This window comes from Chromohalobacter beijerinckii, assembly GCF_023061185.1.
Classification (GTDB): domain Bacteria; phylum Pseudomonadota; class Gammaproteobacteria; order Pseudomonadales; family Halomonadaceae; genus Chromohalobacter; species Chromohalobacter beijerinckii.
This window is the reverse complement of sequence record NZ_JAKGAK010000023.1, coordinates 19,841-39,589: the sequence shown is the minus strand read 5'-3', so window position 1 is coordinate 39,589 and position 19,749 is coordinate 19,841. Positions and strand designations below refer to the sequence as shown.

Genomic DNA, 19,749 nt, shown 5'->3' with positions numbered 1-19,749 from the left:
TTTCCTACCACGGCAAGCCGACTTTACGTATTCATAACGTAATTACGTAAACAAATCCCATGCGCTCAAAAAGTGATCACCGATCATGCATGAGTGCTTCGATTTCCGCCACTTTCTTGGGCACGTCCGCCGTCAACACTTCATGCCCCGTAGCGGTCACCGCGACATCGTCCTCGATGCGAATACCGATGCCGCGGTAGGCCTCGGGAATGTCCTCGGCGTCGGGAATATAGAGACCGGGCTCGACGGTCAGTACCATGCCCGATGCCAGCACACGCGGCTCGCCGTCCAGCCGATAGGTACCGACGTCATGCACGTCGAGCCCCAGCCAGTGCGAGGTGGCGTGCAGGAAGAAACGCCGGTATCCGTGATCGTCGATACGTGTCTCGAGCAGGCCTTCGAGCAGTCCCAGGCGAATGAGGCCAGCGGTCAGGTCGTGCACGACGCCATCGTGAATCGCGCTCAAAGTCGTACCTGGTTCGACAGCAGCCACCGCGCGGCATTGCGCCTCGAGGACGACCTCGTAGAGCTCACGCTGCGCTGGCGTGAAACGGCCGTTGATCGGAAAGGTCCGCGTAATGTCGCCGGCATAAAGTTCGAACTCGCCACCAGCGTCGATCAACACCAGGTCGCCGTCGCGAAGCGCGGCACTGTTCTCAATATAGTGCAGCACACAGGCGTTTTTGCCGCCCCCAACAATCGTTGCATATGCCGGTGCGCGAGCGCCGTGCCAGACGAACTCGTGTTCGAGCTCTGCCTGTAGCTGGTACTCAAAAAGGCCCGGACACACGTTTTGCATCGCCCGGCGATGTGCCTGCGCCGAGATACGCGCGGCGTGGCGCATGAGGTCGAGCTCCGCCTCGCTCTTGAGCAAGCGTCGTTCGTGTATCACGGGCGCTACATCGGCGAAGGCACGCGGCGTGCGCACTCCCCGCCGGGCCTGGGGCGATAGTTCGGCGCGCAGAGATTCAACCAGGGCCAGCATCTCGCCATTATCGAGGGGCAGGTACAGCGTTTCACGGCCCTCGAGCAGCTCGGGTAGCAGGGCATCTCGGATGTCGTTCTCGTAGGCTTCATCGACGCCGTAATCCGTCACGGCGGCCTCGGCACCAATGCGTATCCCAGTCCAGACTTCCTGGGAAGGATCCTTATCTTGGCAGAACAGTACGGCTTCTCCGGCATCGCGACCGGGCAACAGCACCAGCAGAGCATCCGGCTCGGGAAAACCGCTCAAGTAATGAAAGTCGCTGTCCTGGCGAAAGGCGTATTCGCTGTCGCGGTTGCGCGTCACTAGCGAGGCCGCCGGGATCAATACGGCACTATGCGCGGGCAAGGCCGCCATCAACGCCTGGCGGCGGGCACGATATTCAGCGGAAGTAATCGCCGCCGGACGCGGCAGGGCAGTGCGAGGCATGGGCACTCCTCGGATGGCGGGAGGATGGAGAGGGGAATGGCCGGGCACACGCCCGACCAAAAAGGTTCATCAGTGTGTCTGTGACGGCGGCGTGGTGGCGTCGTCACCCTCGGGATTCTCGACGTGCTCGACCTGGGGCTGGCCGGGGTGCTGCTCGGTGTAGAGCAGCATGGCGGCCATGCGGGCATGCTCGGTCAAGGCGAAGAGGTCGTTTTCGTTCTCGGCGTTGTCCTCGAGCTCGATTTCCAGGTTGACGAGCGAACCAAGGTCTTCGAGCACTTCGCGCAAGGCCGACGACCAGTCGTCACTCTGACCGCCGGCCTCGACGATGGCTTCCAGGAAGCCCTGAGTCCACTCCTGGAGGCCGTGCGCGCGTTCGGCGAGGGAGAACAGGTCATCGGGCAGCAGCGGCTCGAAGTTGAGCTCCGGCGCGGCCAGGGCGTCCAACGCCTGCCGCCGCCAGGCGAGCAGGACTTCGCCATCTTCGCGGCTATTGGGTTGGTCGACGCCCAGGGTCGCGCAGACTTCCTCGAGCCAGGTATCGGCGCTGATGTCGGCCAACGCCAGGCGTGCACACAAGCGGCCGTCGAGAAACGCCGGAGACTGCATGCTGCCGTGGGCGAGAAAGGTGTCGGCGACACGTGAAAAATCGAGTTGTTCGTCGATTAGGGACATGATGCGGTCCTGTGCTGCAGGCCACCGGGCCGCGTTGACCGCGACCGGGCGGCTCTTTATAGTGATCAATGGCTTACATGGCGGCGAACGTAGGCTCGCGACGGGCAGGATGCCATGGTCGTCGAGGCCGTTCCCTCCACCGCGCATGACGCGGAAACTTGGTTCCATCTTACCGCATCGGGCCCGACCTTGGCCCGCTCTGGAGCGATCCATGAACGACGCCTCGCGGCAGACGACCGAGATCACGTTGCTGGGACGCCCCTACGTGATCGCTTGCCCGCCCGACCAGGAAGACGAGCTAAAGCGCGCGGCGCGCTATCTGGACCGCGCCATGAACGGCATCCATTCCCAGGGCAAGGTGCAAGGCGCCGAGAAGATCGCCATCATGGCGGCGCTGAACATCACGCATGAACTCCTCGAAGCGCTCGATACCCAGCGCGAGAGCGAGTCCAGCTTGTCACGCCTTAGCGAACGCCTGGAACGCGCCTTGACCGATGCGCCCGCCGCCGACGACAAATCCTCGAGCTAACGTTCAGGCCTGGTTCGACAAACGCTTAGGTTCGCTACGACTAGAAGCCATACAGGAAAAGGTTCTATACAAGAACCGGGGCTACACGAGAAAAGGCTCTAGACGGAAAGGGCCTGACGCTTTGGCCGCGCCCCGGTCTCTGCTAGGATAGAGGCGTTCCCTGAAGTGTTCGCCAGTCGTTATAGTCCCTCGAGCCTATGCGCATTACCAGGGGGCCAATTGCTAGACGGGTCTGTGTGCATGTCCGTGCGACGGAAAGCCTGATGACTCGTCTGCGGCCACCCACCTTGAACCTTTAGGTTCAGGGCCAGAACGACAGCGGCACTTTGGGGAACCTCACCGAACATGACGCACGATCCCCCTCTCGAACTATCCGATCGACGCCGCCTACGCCGCGAATTGCGCCGGCGTCGACGCCGACTTTCCGCGTCCCAGCGCCGTCAGGCCGCCTATGCACTATGCCGCCGCCTGCGCCAGTTGCCAGAGGTCAAACGCGCGCGCCGCGTTGCGCTCTATCTGCCCAACGACGGCGAGATCGACCCGACACCGCTGATCGCATGGTTCCGACGCCGCGGCGTCCGGCTATATCTCCCGGTGTTGCGCCCGCTGTCCGACAATCGCCTATGGTTCGTGCATTACCACGCGAAGACGCCCATGCGTACCAATCGCTTTTCCATCTCGGAGCCGAGCACGCGCCATGGCGCGCATCGCGCACGGCGCCTGCCCGCCTGGGCGCTGGATCTGGTACTCATGCCGCTGGTCGGGTTCGATACCCAAGGCAATCGACTGGGTATGGGCGGCGGCTTCTACGACCGCACCTTCGCCTTTCGTCGCCTGCGCCGCCCGCACCCGTGCCTGATCGGCCTTGCCCACGACTGTCAGTACGTCGAGCAACTGCCCATCGCGGACTGGGACGTGCCCCTCGACGCCATCGTCAGCGACGCCCGCACCGTACGCCCGTAACGCAAGCGGCCGACGATGGAGAACCATCGTCGGCCGCTCGGCGGGCTATGCAAGCACTCGGACGTTCAGAGGGGTTTACAAAAGGACTGCGCTCGACAATCCGGCGTTAAAATCGGCCTCAAAATACTCATTTACCCCACGTAAACTCCGTGTTTTCACCCGATTTTGCCTTGTCTTGACTTCGCTCGCCTGTTTTGTACACACCCTCTTCAAGACGACCGACGGATACGTCCAGATACCGGGGCGTACATCAAGTGCCCATCAATGTCTGTGCGTAACCCGTCGCCACGACACCCAAGCCAAACAACATTACTAAAGCCATGACTAGATCAGGCTTGCGTTTCATTTCCTGCTCCGTAAAGGACTGTTTTTTATAGCACCCCAAATAACGCTTACGACTATAGGCCCAGCTATCGGGGTTGACAACGGGCCTCGGGCACAAGAATGAAACGTTTGGTTAACGAACGATGTTTTTATTTGACACTCGTGATATTACTGTCATGAGAACCTATGGGAATACAGATTCTCATAACCAGAGCCTATGAAGGCGCCATGGCATGGCGCCGGACGGTTCACGCCATGAACAGGCGATAAGCGGGATTGTCGGATTCTTTCCAGTAGCGATAACCGATCCGCTCGAAGTGTTCCTCGACATGTGCACGGTCGCCGTTGGGAATCTGCATGCCCACCAGGACCCGGCCATACGCCGCACCGTGATTGCGATAGTGAAACAGCGAGATGTTCCAATCGGCGGGCAAATGGGTCAGGAAGTTCATCAACGCACCGGGGCGCTCGGGAAACTCGAAGCGATAGACTTCCTCGCTGAAGTGTTCCTTGGGACGTCCGCCGCCGAGATGGCGAATGTGCAGTTTGGCCAGCTCGTTATCGGTGAGATCCTCCACCGGGTAATCGGCCTCGCGCAGCTTGTCGATCACCGCCTGGCGATCATCGCCGCCCGGCTTGACCTGCACCCCGACGAAGATATGCGCCTGCTCGGGATCGGCGTAGCGATAGTTGAACTCGGTGACCATGCGCTTGCCGATGGTCTTGCAGAACTTCTTGAAGCTGCCGGGGCGCTCGGGGATCGTCACCGCGAGGATCGCCTCGCGCTGTTCGCCCAGCTCAGTGCGCTCGGCGATGTGCTGCAAGCGGTCGAAATTGGTATTGGCGCCCGAGTTGATGCACAGCAGCGTCTGGCCATCGACGCGCTCTTGCTGGATATACTTCTTGAGCCCGGCCAGTGACAACGCGCCGGAGGTCTCGGCAACAGCGCGCGTGTCCTCGAAGATATCCTTGACTGCCGCGCATATCTCGTCGGTAGTGACCGTGACCACACCGTCGATCCAGTGGCGCAGGATCTCGAACGGTGCCTCGCCAATCTGCGCCACGGCGACGCCCTCGGCGAACACGCCGACCTGGTCGAGGGTAACGCGCTCGTTGGCTTCCATGGCCGCCTTGAGGCAGGCCGAGTCTTCCGCCTCGACCCCGTAAACCTTGATTTCGGGGCGCAGGTACTTGATATAGGCCACCACGCCGGCGAGCAGGCCGCCACCGCCGACGGGGACGAAGATCGCATCCAACTGCCCGCTATGCTGACGCAGGATTTCCATGCCCACCGTTCCCTGGCCGGCGATCACATCGTTGTCGTCGAACGGTGGAATGTAGGTATAGCCATGCGCGTCGATCAGTTCGCGTGCATGCGCCAATGCCTCGCCGAAGGCATCGCCCTTGAGCACGACCTTGGCCCCTCGGGCGCGTACCGCCTGAACCTTGATCTCCGGTGTGATGCGCGGCATGACGATGATCGCCTTGACGCCCATCTGCTTGGCGGCCATGGCCAGGCCCTGGGCATGGTTGCCGGCGGAGGCAGCGATCACGCCCTTGGCCTTTTGCTCTTCGCTGAGCTGGGCCATCTTGTTGTAGGCGCCGCGAATCTTGAAGGAGTAGACCGGCTGCAGGTCCTCACGCTTGATCAAAATCGTGTTGTTGAGACGGCGGGAAAGGAGGGGAGCAGGGGATATCGGTGTTTCCCGGGCCGCTTCGTATACGCGTGCCTGGAGGATTTTCTTGACGGTCTCTTCTAGCATTCTGGTGTGTCCTGCGAAATCGCGCGTCTCATTGTGAAACCGGCGCCATGGGGCGGCCAACCGGTAGCAAACTTCCATTGTTAGCAGAGGGCGCGGTATAGCGTCCAGTCCCGCGCGTGCCGTCATGTCTCTTATGCGGCGCGGATAAGCTCTATAATGGGCACGGATTTCGCCGATACTCTTTTACAAGAGCGTTTATACGAATTTACAAGAGCGTTTCTACGAACGCTGATATGAACGTTTACACAGACGTCTTACGACGCGATACGAACGCCCATACGGACGCACCATGACCCAAGACGAACTCAAGCGCGCGGTGGCTGCCGCCGCCATCGAGGATATCAAGCCCTTGCTCGGCCGCGACACCATCATCGGCGTGGGCACCGGCTCCACCGCCAATTTCTTCGTCGACCTGCTGGCCGAGCACAAGCACGACTTCCAAGGCGCAGTGGCAAGCTCGGACGCCACGGCCGAACGTCTGCGAGGCCACGGCATCGATGTCTTCGAACTCAACCACGTGGGCACGGTGCCGGTTTATGTCGACGGCGCCGACGAGATCGATGCGCACTTCAATATGATCAAGGGCGGCGGCGCGGCGCTGACGCGCGAGAAGATCGTCGCGGCCTGCGCCGAGCGTTTCGTGTGCATCGCCGACGCCTCCAAGCACGTCGACGTACTCGGCGGCTTCCCGCTGCCCATCGAGGTGATTCCCATGGCGCGCTCCTATGTGGCGCGGGAGATGGTCAAGCTGGGCATCACACCGGTCTACCGCGACGGTGTGGTCACCGACAACGGCAACCAGATCCTCGACGGATACGAATGCCTGTTCGAGGACCCCAAGGCCATGGAGCAGCGCCTCAACAATATCGTCGGCGTAGTCACCAACGGGCTCTTCGCCCAGCGCGGCGCCGATGTGCTGCTGTTGGGAACGAATGAGGGTGTCGAGCGCTATACGCCCTGAGCGTGTACATCCGCCGGCAGACGCGCCGCGATACCTTCCAGCGTCTTTTCCAAGGCGCCGCGATTGGCGGCCAACACCGCTTCGCCGGCGGCGCCTAGCCGGCGGCGCTGCTCGGGGTCGTCGGCGAGGGTCGCCAGGGCGTCGCCCAAGGCCTCGGCAGCGTCGATCTCGCACAGTGCCTGGGCCTCGCGCAGGGTCTCGGCGATGTCCTGAAAGTTTTCCAGATGCGGCCCGGTGAGTACCGGCACGCCGAGCGCGGCGGGCTCGAGCAGGTTGTGCCCCCCGATGGGCACCAGGCTGCCACCCACGAAGGCGGCGTCCGCCGCGGCGTAAAAGCGCATCAGCTCGCCCATGGTGTCGCCCAGCAGGACGCTCGTCTCGGCGCTGGGCGTTTCACCTTGCGAACGCCGTGCGAGGCACTCGCCGCGTGCCTCGCAGAGTTCGGCCACCGCCGAGAAGCGCTGCGGATGGCGCGGCACCAACACCAGCAAGGCTTGGGGATGCGTGCGTCGCAGGCGGGCATGCGCGGCCAGTACTTGCTCGTCTTCGCCCTCATGGGTCGAGCCTGCCACCCATACGAACCGCGCCCCCCACTGGGTATGTAATCGCTCACCCTCATCGCGCAATTCGGCATTGATGGGTAGATCGAACTTGATCGAGCCGACGACGTCGCCACGCTCACCGGCCAATCCCAGTGCCGTGAAGCGTTCGAGATCCGCCGATGACTTGGCCGCCAGCCAACTCACCGCGCCCAGTGCGCCACGCAGCAATGGCGCCACCTTGCGATAGCCCTTGAAAGCCTTATCCGAGAGCCGAGCGTTGGCGACCACCACGGGCACGTGCTGCCGTTCGCACGCTGCCAGCAGGTTGGGCCACAGCTCGGTCTCGACGATGATCGCCAGACGCGGTCGCAAGCGCTTCACGAAACGCCGCGCCGCGCCCGGGAAGTCCAGCGGCAGGAAGTAATGCGTCAGCGCATAGCGCTCGACGGGAAACAGCGCCCGTACGCGCTCGGCACCGGTCGCGGTCATGGTGGTGACCACCAGACGGTGGTCGGCATGACGCCGCGCCAGAGCCTCGATCAAGGGCCGTGCCGCCAGCACCTCGCCGACCGAAGCGGCATGCAGCCAGATCGTCGGCGTGCCGTCCGTCGCGTCGGCGATTAGCCCCAACCGTTCCGCACGCTTGTTAGTGAGCGCATGCTCACGCCATACCCGCCACCAGATCAGCGGTGAGAGCAGATACAACAGCGCGCTGTAAAGGCCGCGCGCGAGACGGGGCGTGAGCATCGCGCCTTAGCCTTCCCGGTCGAGAATGGTGCCGATCATGGCGGTGGTGGAGACGCCATCCTCGAAGTTGAGCACCCGAACCTCGCCGCCATCGGCGATGACCGCCTCGCCGCCGGCGATGTCTTCGGGGCGATAGTCGCCGCCCTTGACCAGCACATCGGGCAGTACCTCGGCGATCAGGCGTGCCGGGGTTTCCTCGGCGAAAGGCACCACCCAATCTACCGCGCTCAAGCCCGCCAGCACCTGCATGCGGCGCTCGAGGGCGTTGATCGGCCGCTTGGGGCCCTTGAGGCGCGCCACGGAGGCGTCATCGTTGACGGCCACGATCAGCCGGTCGCCCAGGCGTTTGGCCTGCTCGAGATACGCCACGTGGCCGGCATGCAGGATGTCGAAGCAGCCGTTGGTCATCACCACGCGCTCGCCACGCAGCTTGGCCGCACGCACAGCGTCGACCAATGCGCTTTCTTCGATGGGGCCGAATTCGGCTAGCTTGTCGCCATGCAGCGCCGTGTAAAGCTCGGCGATGGACAGCGTCGCGGTACCCGGCTTGGCCACCACCAGCCCCGCCGCCAGGTTGGCAAGCATGATCGCTTCGGGATAGCCGTGCCCCGCCGCCAACGCCAATCCGAGTACGCCGATGACGGTATCCCCGGCGCCGGTGACATCGAAGACCTCGCGCGCATGCGTCGGCAGATGCAGCGGCGCGTGGCCCTCGCGGATCAACGTCATGCCCTTCTCGCTGCGCGTGACCAGCAGCGCCTCGAGCTGCAAGTCGGCGCGTAGCTGCTCGCCCTTCTCGGCGAGCGTGGCATCGTCGGGGCATGGCCCCACCACCGCTTCGAACTCGCCCAGGTTGGGGGTGATGATGCTCGCCCCGCGGTACTTATCGAAAGCATGCCCCTTGGGGTCGACCAGCACGCGCTTACCTGCCTGACGCGCGATGGCGATCAACGCTTCGACGCGGTTGAGGCTGCCCTTGCCGTAGTCGGAGAGAATCACGACGTCGGCGTCGGGCAGCGCCGCCTCAACGCGCTCGGTCAGGCCCTGGGTGTCGATCTCCCACAGCGATTCCTCGAAGTCGAGACGCAGCAACTGCTGGTTGCGGCTCATCACACGTAGCTTGGTGATCGTTGGAATCTCGGGGCTATGATGAAAGTGAGTACTTACATCAGAAGCTTCAAGACTCGCCTTGAGCAAGGCGGCATTGTCATCCTCACCGACCACGCCCGCCAGCGCGGCGTGCGCGCCCAACGCGGCGATATTGAGCGCCACGTTGGCGGCGCCGCCGGGGCGGTCTTCCGATTCACCGACCTTGACCACCGGCACCGGCGCTTCCGGTGAGATACGTGAGGTGCCGCCATGCCAATAACGGTCGAGCATGACGTCGCCCACCACCAGCAGGCGGGCCTGTTCGAGAACGGTCAGATCAAGTTTCATGGTCGGGCTCCGAGCGGGGCGAAGCGGACGGCGTGGCATCCAGCAAGGCATCGAATTGGGCGATGACGTCGTCGGCACGGATCAGACTCATGGCGTCGGGGTGCCGCACGCGCGTGCCCCACGGGATGGCCTCCGGTGACTTGTGCAGATAACGACGCACGGCATCGGGATAACGGTCGACCACGAAACGCCGCCAGCAATAGGGCGCCGCGCGATCGGGATTGGTGGTGGCGAAAAGCCCCAGCGTAGGCGTGCGCAGGGCGTTGGCCATGTGCACCGGCCCGGAGTCGGGGGCGATCACCATGCGCGCGCGGTCGAGCATCGCCAGCAGCCCCTTGAGCGAAGTGCCGCCGATGGCATCGATGACCGCCCCTTCCGCGCACAGGGCGCGAATGCGCGCGCCCATTTCCTGCTCCTGGGCGCTGTTGCCCCCGGTCATCACCGTGCGCAGGCCGTGCTCTTCCCAGGCATGCGCGATCACTGCCGCATAGCCCTCGGCAGACCAGTTGCGGAAATTGCGCAGGCGCGGATTGGCGCAGGGGCTGATCACCACGTAAGGCGCCTCGCCGGTGACACGAGCGGCTTCCTGGTAGGCGCTGTCGGGGATCGCGAGGTCCCAGCGCAGTGGCTCGGCATCGACGCGTTCTTCGCCGCCCAGCAGGCGTGCGAAGTCGAGAAACGATTCAAGCACATGCGCGTGAGCATGCGGCGCCAGCTGACGGTGAGTGAACCAGTGCTGCCAATCCTTGGCCCGCGCCTTGTCGTACCCGATACGCAGGTCCGCTTTGAGGCCCAGAGAAAGCACACTGGCGCGCAGCGCCTGTTGCATGTGGAGCAGCACATCGAAGCGCGTGTCGCCCAACTGACGCCAGATCTCGCGCATGCCGGCCCAACCCGAGGCCTTGTCATAGACGATGAACTCGACCCCTGATAGACCGGCCAGTAGACTGTGCTCCCCCTTGCCGATGATCCAGGTGATGCGAGCATCGGGCCATAGGCGCTGCAGCACGCGAATGGTTGGGACGAGGTTGCAGACATCGCCCAGCGCGGACAGTCGTAGTACACAAATATGCGCGGGACGGACGGGCAGAGGATGCTTCATGCGGTTGGCAACATTCCAAACAGGACAGGCATTCATTCTATATGATGCCGACATTCTATGTGACGCCGGCCAAGAGCCACAAATCGACCCGCGCTGGCTAAGCCCGGACTTCTGGCGCGAGCGCGACGCCGTACTCGGCGAAGCACCGGGGCGTGGGGCGAGTCTTTTCCTCGCCTACGGCGAGGAGCGCTGGGCGCTGCGGCCCTACCGACGCGGTGGCCTGATCGCCCGGCTCAGCGACGCGCGCTATGTGTGGACCGGGCTCGAGCGCACCCGCGCCTTTCGCGAGATGCGCCTGACCGCCGAACTCAAGCAGCGTGGCCTACCCGTGCCCGCGCCGGTGGCCGCTGGCGTGTGGCGACACGGCCCCAGCTACACCGCCACGCTGATCACGCGGCTGATTCCCGATGTCACGGCTTTGGCCGAACGACTGCCGACGGCGACGCCCACCCTTCTGAAGCGGGTCGGCCATACCGTGCGCCGTTTTCACGACGCCGGGCTCGACCATGTCGACCTCAACGCCCGCAACCTGCTCGTCGACGCCGATGACTGCGTCTGGCTGATCGACTTCGACCGCTGCCGGTTGCGCGCCCCGGGGCGTTGGCAAGAGAGCAACCTGGCGCGCCTCAAGCGCTCGCTCGTTCGTTTTTCGCCCGCCAATGCGGAACACGCTTTTGCCGCTATTGTCGATGGTTATCGACACGCTCCCGGTGACTCACAATAAGGTGACCTGCATGCAAGATACGCTGAGGCGCCGTTGGCGCAATACCCTGATTTTTGCGCTGCTGCAACTCCCGCTCGTCTGGCTGATCGCCCTGCGTTATGTGCCCTACCTCGCGATCCCCGACGATGCCATGGGAGTGGCGTATCTGATCCTGACCTGGATCGGTCATTTCGGCATGCTGGTATTGATCGCCTGGTTGCCGCTGGGCCTGTTGTCGCTAGTGTTGAAGGCCCGCTGGCTATGGCTGCCAGCGGCGCTATTAGGCGCACTCGGGCTATGTGCGCTGTTACTGGATACCGTGGTCTACGCCCAGTACCGCTTCCACGTAAACTACTTCATGGTCTCGCTGTTTCTGAACGACAAGAATGGCGAAATTTTCAGTTTCACGACCTCGACCTGGTTGGTGGTGACCGGCTGTGTGCTGGTGGCGCTGGCATTGGAAGGCTGGCTCGCCCAGCGCGTGATCTCAGGGGGAAGAGGTCGCCGCCTGCCGGTCGGCGCGGCGTGCGGCGTGGTACTGCTGACTCTGGTAGGCAGCCATGCGCTGCATATCGTCGCCGACGCACGCTATATGCGTAGCGTGACCCAGCAGGTCGGCGTCTATCCACTGCTGTTTCCCACCACCGCCAAAGACTTCATGGCGGATCACGGCTGGCTCGATCCCCGCGCCGCCCGAGCCGCGAAAGCCAACATCGAGGCCCAGCAGGCACAAAATCTCGACTGGCCCAAGAACCCGCTCAGTTGCCAGCCCGATGACGCCGCCAATGTCATGGTGGTATTGATCGACTCGTGGCGCGCCGACGAATACGGGCCTCAAAACACGCCGAACCTCTATGCCGCATTGAACGAGAACGGACGCCGCTATCTGAATCATTACAGCGGCGGTAACGCGACCCGAAATGGCGCCATGAGCTTGTTCTACGGTCTCACTGGCAATTACTACGCTTATCTGGACGACACTCAGACGCCGCCCTTGCTGATCACCCAGCTACAGGAGCAGGACTACTCGCTAGGCATCTTCTCCTCGGCCAGCCTCAGCAGTGTCGGTTTCGATCGCACGATTTTCTCGTCGGTCGAGTCACTGCGGATGGATACGCAGGGGGACTCGCCCGCAACCCGGGACCGACAGATGACCGAGGATTGGATACACTGGCTCGACCGACAGGAACGGCAGGACGCCACGCCGTGGTTCGGCATGCTGTTCTACGACGCGCCCCACGGCTATGACGTCCCGGCCGACGCCGACCAGCCCTTCCAGCCGTCAGTGCAGGACATGGATTACCTCGAGCTAGGTCCCGATACCGATCCGATACTCTACTTCAATCGCCATCGCAATGCCGTGCACTACGATGACGAGCTGCTCGGTCGTGTGATCGACGACCTCAAGGCCAAAGGCGAATGGGACGAGACCCTGCTGGTGGTCACATCCGATCACGGCCAGTCGTTCAACGATTTCGACAAGAACTATTGGGGCCACAACGGCCACTTCGCCTCACCGCAGACCCGCGTACCGATGCTCGTCAACGGCCCCGGCGTCGCACCGGGCGAGGTCGCGGGCATGACCAGTCACCTCGACGTGGCACCCATGCTGATGCGCCACGCGTTGGGATGCAGCAATCCGCTCTCCGACTATGCCATGGGCAAGGATCTGCTGAAGCCCGGCATCGATCATCCCTGGGTGCAATCCAGCAGCTACATCGACTACGGCATCATCGAGCCGAATCGCATCACCGTGGTCGATGGCACCGGTCAGTGGGAGATCGTCGATCGCCAACTCGACCCGATCGAGGACGCCGAGTTCTCGCCGGCGGTGTTCGACGCGATGCAGTGGTTCCGTAAGTTCTATCGTTAGAGGTTCTGCCGTCTCGACTATGCGGCATCCGCGTAAATGTCGCACAGCCCGGACACATGTCGGGCCAGCGTGAAGCGTGCATTGACGAAGCGGCAGGCGTTGGCGCCAAGGCGTTCGCGCAGTGCGGGGGCATCGCGTAGCTCGCCGAGGGTCGCCGCCCAGGCCGCCGGGTCTTGCGGGTCAGCAAGCCGCCCGCCTTCACACCCTATCAGCTCGGGAATCGCACCGCTGTCGGCGCCCACCACCGCCTTGCCCGCCGCCATCGCCTCGATCACCGTGAGCCCGAAGGCCTCGTTGCGCGATGGCACGCAGACGATATCCATCACCTCGAAGAGTCGCGGGAGATCCCGCCGAAATCCAGTGAACGTGACACGCTCATCAAGGCCCTGTTCGCGAACTTGCTGTTGCAGGGAAGCGATGAAGGTGGGGTTGCCGCCCTCGTCCGCCTCCAGCCCCCCGATCAAGACCAGGTGGGATTGCGTATCGCCGGCGCCACACAGGCGGGTAAAGGCATCCAGCAGCACTTGCTGACCCTTGCCGGGGGTCAGGCGTCCGGGCAGAGCCATCGCCACCGCCTCGCGCGGAATGCCCAAGGCGTCACGTAGTGCCCGGCGCTCAGTAGCATCAAGCTGAGGAACAAACTCCGCTGTGTCGATGCCCAGATACAGTCGGGTGATCCGCGATGCGGGCAGTGGAAAGGCCTGGCGATTACGCAAAAGCGTTGCCTCGCTGATCGACAGCACACGATCGACATGCCGGTAAACCCAGCGGTGGTAAGGGTCATGCTTGGGCCGCGTGGCCCCCATGTGATCGGTGAAGATCAAGCGTAATTCTGGGCATAGACACTTGAGCAATGCCCCGAGACGTAGATCACTCGACTTGTGGCAATGCACGACGCGGATGTCACGGCGGCGCAGCCAGCGCACCAGCATCGGAAGTTGCCACAGCGCGCGCGTGGGTGAGCGCACACTACGCACTTCGAGCGCGCCACTCTCAGCCAGCGTGTGGGCCACTCGCGTTCCCTCGAGCGCCAGGGCGTAGGCATGCCACCCCTGACGGGCCAGCTCGGGTATAATGCGCGCAGGATACATTTCCAGCCCGCCCCAGCCGCGGGATAAACAGATATGCAAGACCTTGTGCTGCAAGGCAAGCTCCTCGGACAATGTTCGACTCACGCGTCGACGCCACCGGGCATAGGAGACTCGATGACCCAGTCGCGCCCAAAGCGCATCCTCGTGGTACGCAACGACAAGCTCGGCGACTTCATGCTCGCCTGGCCGGCTTTGGCCTGCCTGAAGAGTGCCCATCCCGGCAACCATGTTGCCGTGCTGGTGCCCACCTATACAGCGCCCTTGGCGCATGCCTGCCCGTGGGTCGATGAAGTGATTCTCGACCCGGGCGGCGTCGCGCCGCGCCACCAGCAGAAAGACTTGCTCAGGCAGCTTCGCGCCGGGAAGTTCGACGCCTTACTGACGCTATTCTCCACGCCACGCATCGGCTGGCTAGGGTGGCGTGCCGGTATTTCCTTACGCATGGCGCCCGCCACCAAGTGGGCTCAAATATTTTACAACTTCCGCATTAAACAGCGTAGGTCACGATCGCAAAAACCCGAATACATCTACAATCAGGACCTGGCCGCCGCTCTACTGCAGACCCTTGGTCAGGACGTGCCGACGCTGACGCCGCCTTACTGGCCGCTGCCCGATGCGACGCGCGATGCGCAGCGTCAACGTCTGAGCGACGAACTATCGCTTCCCTCGACACGCCCTTGGTGGTTTCTGCATCCCGGCAGTGGCGGCTCGGCGGTCAACCTCAGTGTGGCCCAATACGTGGACCTTGCGCAGGCTATCAGCGCCAAGCTGTCCACACAGCCGAAGTGGGTGGTTACTTACGGTCCTGGCGAAGAGCCCATTGCCCAGCACTTGGTGGAGACGCTCAACGCACGCGAGGTCGATGCAGTGCTCATGCCGCCACGCGCTAGTCTGACCGATTTCGCCGAGACCTTGGCCGTCGCCGATGTCTTCGTCGCCGGGTCGACTGGGCCCTTGCACATCGCCGGGGCACTCAACCGACCCACGATCGGCTTCTACCCTGCCAAGCGCTCGGCCACGCCGCTGCGTTGGCAAACCTGCAATGCCGAGACACGCCGCCTGGCCTTCAGCCCCCCTACCGATGATGCCGCCGCCAGCGATATGTCGCGTATCGACATCGCGGCGGTGGCACGCCAAATTGCCGACACTTGGCCAACGCCAACGGCCCCCGAGGAAACGCCATGCAACCGCTGACCGGAATCGTCATCACCCTCAACGAGCAAGCCAACATCGCCGACTGCGTGCGTTCGCTGTCGCGCGTCTGCGACGAGGTCATCGTCGTCGACTCGCTGAGCACCGACGACACCGTGGCCATCGCCGAGGCCGAGGGCGCTCGGGTGATCGCGCAGGCCTATCTCGGCGACGGACCACAAAAGGCGCATGGCGTGCCGTTTGCCAAGAACGACTGGATCCTGGCCGTGGATGCCGACGAGCGCCTCGACGACGACGCCGTGACCCTGATCGAATCGCTCGCTTTAGACGACCCACAGACTGCCTACAGCTTTCGACGCAAGAACTACGTGGCTCGGCATTGGATTCGCGCCGCCGGCTTCTATCCGGACTCGGTGGTGCGTCTTTACAACCGCACCACTGCCGGTTACCTACCCAAGAAGGCACACTCTTCGGTCGAGGCCCCCAAGGTCGAGGCCACCACGGCACATCTGCGACATTTCACTTACGAGGACATGTCGCACTGGATCCGGCGCATCGATGCGCTCTCCAGCCGCGATGCCTGGGCGATGAAAGAACGCGGTGTACGCCCCTCGCGACTGCGCCCGACGCTGCATGCCGTCAACGCGATGCTGCGCAAACTGGTCTTCAAGGGCGGCATGCTCCAGGGAATGGATGGCATGACGGTCGCGCTGACTACCGCATTTCATGCCTACATGAAGTACGCCAAGCTCAACGAGCTCTACGAACTCGAACAAACGCCGCAACGATGAGTCAGATCGGCTTCTTCGCTGTCATACTCTAGTCATAAAGATCTAGTCATAAAGACAAGGACGCGCTCTTATGATGAAGCTGCCCCCCACCGCTCTCCGCTGGAGCGTACTTACTTACCTCGGCTTATGCCTGGGGTATCTCTTCACCACGCTGACCGTCATCAGTCACTGGTTTTTGTTACCCGTCGCAGCGGTTTGGGTCGCCATCGCGTGGTTTTTTCGCTGGGGCCATCCCGCGCAGCGCACGAGCACGCGGCGCGTCTTGCCCTGGTCGTCGATCCCGCTGGCTCTATGGTGGGTTTACCTGTACCTGGACGATAGCTTCGGCAAGGTGGACCTGGGCGCGGTGATCTTCCATTTACAGGCGGGGATGACCGAGCATGGCGGTGAAGGCCGCGTCATCGCCGCGGTGATTTTCACCCTATGCGCCATCATCATGCTCATGGCCTTCACCTGGCTGGTGCGCACCGATCATCGATGGCGACTGTGGGAGCGTGTCGGCGCCATCTTTCTGCTGGCCTTCAATCCGCTGCTGTTCGGTCTCTCGCAACGCGGCGCTTCGGTGGTCACCGAAGGGGATTGGTTGCGCGATCACTACCGCGTCCCGAGCATTGCAAGCGAACCGCAAACGCGCCCCAACCTTATCTATCTCTACTTGGAAAGTACCGAGCGGACCTACGCCGACCGCGACACATTCGGCGACGCCTATGAGGACCTCGCCGCGCTCGGCAAACGCGGCACCGTCTTCGAGGGGCTCAAGCAGCTCGACAATACCGGCTGGACGACCGCGGGCATGGTCGCCACCCAGTGCGGCGTGCCGCTGATCCCCGCCGGGTTGAAACATGACAACCAGTTCGAGCCACTCGAGGAGGTACTCCCACATACCCAGTGTCTGGGCGACATCCTCGATGCCCAGGGATACGACCTCACCTACATGGGCGGGGCCAGTACGCGCTTTGCAGGCAAAAAGGTGTTCTACGAAGGACACGGCTTCGATCGGGCGCTGGGGCGCGACGAACTGGAAGACCAGGTCACGCCACCGGATTACCTCAACGATTGGGGCCTTTACGACGACACCCTACTCGACATGGCCACCAAGCGTATCCGCAAGCTTGCCGAGAATGATGAACGCCAGCCTTATGCCATGTTCGCCCTGACCCTGGCGGCTCATCCGCCGTTCGGCAACCCGGCTCAGGCATGCCTGGAGAACCAGGGCAAGTTCGACGGCGTCGATATCCTGTACTCGGTGAAATGCACGGGCTGGCTGGTACGCCGCTTCCTTCAGCGCCTCGACGAAGAAGGTCTGCTCGACAATACCCTGGTGGTGATCTCCAGCGACCACCTGAGCATGAAGAACTCTGAGTGGCCGCAGTTGGTCGATGCCGAGCGCGAAAACACCTTCATGATGCTTGGCGAGGGTGTCCCTGCCGGGAAGCGTATCCGGCGCCAGGGGTCGATGGTCGATGTTTACCCGACGGTACTCGAAGCCATGGGCTTCACACTGGACGCACGTGCCGCCGGGCTGGGACGCTCACTATTCGCCAAGGATCCCACGCTGGTCGAAGAATACGGCCTGGAGACCATCAACGGCCACATGGCGGAAGAAGACGCACTGCAAACCTATATGTGGAAAGGGGTCAACTGAGCGCCGCGTGCCGAATCGACGCCAACAGCCGTGCCGGCTCGAGATGACGCAGACAATTAGTGTGCCCCAACGGGCAGTCACGCGCGAAGCACGGCGAACATGACAGGTAGAGGTCGTGGATCTCGGCGTTTTCGGTCAGAGGCGGCGTGTAGGCCGGCGAGGAAGAGCCGTAAATGGCCTGCACGCGCGTGTCCACAGCCGCCGCCACGTGCATCAGCCCCGAGTCGTTGGTGACCACTTGCTGGCAGTCAGCGAGCAGGTCCACCACCTCGGTGAGCTTGGTACGCCCGCACAGGTTATGTACGCCATCCAGCCCTTGGCTGATCGTCTCACCGGCGTCAGCGTCCTTGGGACCACCCATCACCCGCACCTCGAAGCCCTCGGCCACCAGGCGTTCCGCCAAGGTGCGAAAATGCGCTAGCGGCCACTGCTTGGACGGACCAAACTCGGCGCCCGGCATCATGCCAATGGCGGGACGATTCGAGAGCTCTAGCGTCTCGTGCAGGCGGCGTTGTTCGTCGGCATTCACCTCGAGACGCGGCGTAGGGATCGTAAACTCCCCGGTTTGTGCCTCCTCTTCGGGCAAACCCAACGAGACGAAGCGCTTCACGGTTTGATTCAGCACGCTTTTATCGAGCTCACGGCGCGCATTGAGCACCACGTAGCGCTGCTCACCCTGGAACCCCAAGCGCTCAGGGATGCGGGCCAGGAACGGTACCAGCGCCGATTTCCAGGAGCGCGGCAACACGATCGCCCGGTCGAAGCGGCCCTTCAGCGTGCGCGCCACATCACGTCGCGTGGCCCAACCGAATTCACCGTGCTTGACGTCCAGCGCGACGGTCTCGTCGACCTCGGGCATGCGCGCCAGAATCGGCAACGACCAGCCCGGGGCCAGTACGCCGAGATAGGCCTCCGGATAGCGCGCTTTGAGCGTCATGAACAGGCTCTGCGCCATGACCATGTCGCCGACCCAGGACGGGCCGACGACGAGCAGGCGTGGGGCGGCGTCGGTTGCGTTGTCGTCAGCCATTCAACCAATCCAGGTAGGCGCTGACGCCTTCGCGCACGGTCTTGAATTCGGCCGGGTAGCCCGCCTCTCGCAGGCGCGAGATATCCGCACGGGTATAACTCTGATAGCGCCCCTTGAGCTCCTCAGGAAAGGCGATGTAGTCGATCTTGCCAGTCTGATAATAATCGATCACCGTCTCGGCGATGGCCTTGAACGGTTCGGCACGGCCGGTGCCCAGGTTGAAGATGCCCGACACCTCGGGGTTATCGAGACACCACAAGTTGACGTCCACCACGTCGCCAACATAAATGAAGTCACGGCTTTGCATGCCGGCTTCATAGCCTTCCCAGGCACCGAATAGCTTGGGATTCTCGCCGCGCTTCACCTGGCTGTGATGGTGATAGGCGACACTGGCCATCTTGCCCTTGTGCTGCTCGCGTGGACCATAGACATTGAAATAACGAAAGCCCACCACCTGAGCGTCGAACGACTCCCAGTGGACGCGCACGTACTGGTCGAACAGTAGCTTGGAGTAGCCGTAGACGTTGAGCGGCTTCTCATGCTCCGGCGCTTCCACGAACACTTCGCTGCCGCCATAGGTGGCCGCCGACGAGGCATACAGGAAGGGGATGCGTTTGTGCTGGCAAAAGTGCAGCAGCACCTTGGAATACTCGAAGTTGTTCTCGAGCATGAACTTGCCATCCCACTCGGTGGTATCCGAACAGGCCCCTTCGTGGAAGATGGCCTCGATCGGCGGCAAGGCGCTCGGCTCGCCGCGCAGCTCGGCCTTCACACGCGCCAGGAAATCATCCTTGTCGAGATAGTCGCCCAGCGTGCAGTCGGCGAGATTGACGAACTTGGTGCCGTCGGAGAGGTCGTCGACCACGAGCACATCCTCGTGGCCGCGTGCATTGAGAGCCTTCACTAGATTGGCGCCGATGAAACCGGCACCGCCCGTCACTACGATCATGTCGTCGATTCCTTCAAGTCGTGCACCCACGCGGGAAGCGTGCTTTTCGTCACGGTGC

Annotated in this window: 17 protein-coding genes and 1 other RNA gene; 9 read left to right on the top strand and 9 right to left on the bottom strand. The window is 62.8% G+C overall.

Annotated elements, in window-relative coordinates:
- Window positions 1–76: 76 nt before the first annotated feature.
- Window positions 77–1,414 carry a Xaa-Pro aminopeptidase gene (gene pepP / locus L1075_RS14200; RefSeq protein WP_246942447.1) on the bottom strand — a complete coding sequence of 446 codons (1,338 nt, stop codon included), beginning with the start codon at window positions 1,412–1,414 and terminating at the stop codon, window positions 77–79.
- A gap of 69 nt (window positions 1,415–1,483) precedes the next feature.
- Complete coding sequence (locus L1075_RS14195; protein WP_040240167.1) at window positions 1,484–2,089, bottom strand: UPF0149 family protein; 606 nt, start codon at window positions 2,087–2,089, stop codon at window positions 1,484–1,486.
- A gap of 211 nt (window positions 2,090–2,300) precedes the next feature.
- On the opposite strand from L1075_RS14195, the gene L1075_RS14190 reads away from it, so the two are divergent.
- From L1075_RS14190 to L1075_RS14180, 3 genes are all read left to right on the top strand, one after another.
- Window positions 2,301–2,618 (top strand): cell division protein ZapA, encoded by a 318-nt coding sequence (locus tag L1075_RS14190; RefSeq protein ID WP_040240168.1) that lies wholly within the window; start codon window positions 2,301–2,303, stop codon window positions 2,616–2,618.
- Window positions 2,619–2,772: 154 nt separating this feature from the next.
- A non-coding RNA gene (ssrS, locus tag L1075_RS14185) (6S RNA) lies at window positions 2,773–2,955 on the top strand.
- An 8-nt stretch (window positions 2,956–2,963) separates the two neighbouring features.
- Window positions 2,964–3,581 (top strand): 5-formyltetrahydrofolate cyclo-ligase, encoded by a 618-nt coding sequence (locus L1075_RS14180; protein ID WP_040240169.1) that lies wholly within the window; start codon window positions 2,964–2,966, stop codon window positions 3,579–3,581.
- 572 nt (window positions 3,582–4,153) lie between these two features.
- Here L1075_RS14180 and ilvA read toward each other — a convergent pair.
- The gene (gene ilvA, locus L1075_RS14175) at window positions 4,154–5,746 is read right to left on the bottom strand and encodes a threonine ammonia-lyase, biosynthetic (RefSeq protein ID WP_261505792.1); all 1,593 of its coding nucleotides are present in this window, start codon (window positions 5,744–5,746) and stop codon (window positions 4,154–4,156) included.
- Window positions 5,747–5,957: 211 nt separating this feature from the next.
- Here ilvA and rpiA point away from each other — a divergent pair, with 211 nt between their 5' ends.
- A complete protein-coding gene (rpiA, locus tag L1075_RS14170) occupies window positions 5,958–6,629 on the top strand; it encodes a ribose-5-phosphate isomerase RpiA (protein WP_178998845.1) in 672 nt (223 codons plus the stop codon).
- On the opposite strand, the gene waaA is transcribed toward rpiA, so the two are convergent.
- The 3 genes from waaA to L1075_RS14155 are packed head-to-tail and all read right to left on the bottom strand — an operon-like array spanning window position 6,617 to window position 10,457.
- Window positions 6,617–7,918: a lipid IV(A) 3-deoxy-D-manno-octulosonic acid transferase gene (waaA, locus tag L1075_RS14165; RefSeq protein WP_246942443.1), complete on the bottom strand. Its 1,302-nt coding sequence runs from the start codon at window positions 7,916–7,918 to the stop codon at window positions 6,617–6,619. The genes rpiA and waaA overlap by 13 nt on opposite strands.
- A 6-nt stretch (window positions 7,919–7,924) precedes the next feature.
- On the bottom strand, window positions 7,925–9,355 hold the full coding sequence (hldE, locus tag L1075_RS14160) for a bifunctional D-glycero-beta-D-manno-heptose-7-phosphate kinase/D-glycero-beta-D-manno-heptose 1-phosphate adenylyltransferase HldE (RefSeq protein WP_040240176.1): 1,431 nt from the start codon (window positions 9,353–9,355) through the stop codon (window positions 7,925–7,927).
- Window positions 9,345–10,457, bottom strand: coding sequence for a glycosyltransferase family 9 protein (locus L1075_RS14155; protein WP_040240177.1), 1,113 nt, complete (start codon window positions 10,455–10,457; stop codon window positions 9,345–9,347). Before L1075_RS14155 ends, hldE begins: the two co-directional genes overlap by 11 nt.
- On the opposite strand from L1075_RS14155, the gene L1075_RS14150 reads away from it, so the two are divergent.
- A complete protein-coding gene (locus tag L1075_RS14150; RefSeq protein WP_178998849.1) occupies window positions 10,456–11,181 on the top strand; it encodes a 3-deoxy-D-manno-octulosonic acid kinase in 726 nt (241 codons plus the stop codon). The genes L1075_RS14155 and L1075_RS14150 overlap by 2 nt on opposite strands.
- 10 nt (window positions 11,182–11,191) lie before the next feature.
- Entirely contained in the window at window positions 11,192–13,033 is a 1,842-nt protein-coding gene (locus tag L1075_RS14145; RefSeq protein ID WP_246894714.1) for a DUF3413 domain-containing protein, read from the top strand.
- 17 nt (window positions 13,034–13,050) lie between these two features.
- On the opposite strand, the gene L1075_RS14140 is transcribed toward L1075_RS14145, so the two are convergent.
- Window positions 13,051–14,208 (bottom strand): glycosyltransferase family 4 protein, encoded by a 1,158-nt coding sequence (locus L1075_RS14140; RefSeq protein ID WP_246894715.1) that lies wholly within the window; start codon window positions 14,206–14,208, stop codon window positions 13,051–13,053.
- A gap of 30 nt (window positions 14,209–14,238) precedes the next feature.
- Between L1075_RS14140 and L1075_RS14135 the strand changes: the two genes are divergently transcribed.
- The 3 genes from L1075_RS14135 (at window position 14,239) to L1075_RS14125 (ending at window position 17,712) form a co-directional block, all read left to right on the top strand.
- On the top strand, window positions 14,239–15,318 hold the full coding sequence (locus L1075_RS14135) for a glycosyltransferase family 9 protein (protein ID WP_246942441.1): 1,080 nt from the start codon (window positions 14,239–14,241) through the stop codon (window positions 15,316–15,318).
- Window positions 15,306–16,067, top strand: coding sequence for a glycosyltransferase family 2 protein (locus L1075_RS14130; protein WP_040240183.1), 762 nt, complete (start codon window positions 15,306–15,308; stop codon window positions 16,065–16,067). The genes L1075_RS14135 and L1075_RS14130 overlap by 13 nt, the downstream gene beginning before the upstream one ends.
- Window positions 16,068–16,137: 70 nt before the next feature.
- Window positions 16,138–17,712, top strand: a complete 1,575-nt coding sequence (locus L1075_RS14125) for a sulfatase-like hydrolase/transferase (RefSeq protein WP_246942439.1) — start codon at window positions 16,138–16,140, stop codon at window positions 17,710–17,712.
- On the opposite strand, the gene waaF is transcribed toward L1075_RS14125, so the two are convergent.
- Window positions 17,705–18,742, bottom strand: a complete 1,038-nt coding sequence (gene waaF / locus L1075_RS14120) for a lipopolysaccharide heptosyltransferase II (RefSeq protein ID WP_040240186.1) — start codon at window positions 18,740–18,742, stop codon at window positions 17,705–17,707. The two genes, L1075_RS14125 and waaF, sit on opposite strands and share 8 nt — an antisense overlap.
- Window positions 18,735–19,691, bottom strand: a complete 957-nt coding sequence (gene rfaD / locus L1075_RS14115; RefSeq protein WP_075368512.1) for an ADP-glyceromanno-heptose 6-epimerase — start codon at window positions 19,689–19,691, stop codon at window positions 18,735–18,737. Before rfaD ends, waaF begins: the two co-directional genes overlap by 8 nt.
- Window positions 19,692–19,749: the final 58 nt, after the last annotated feature.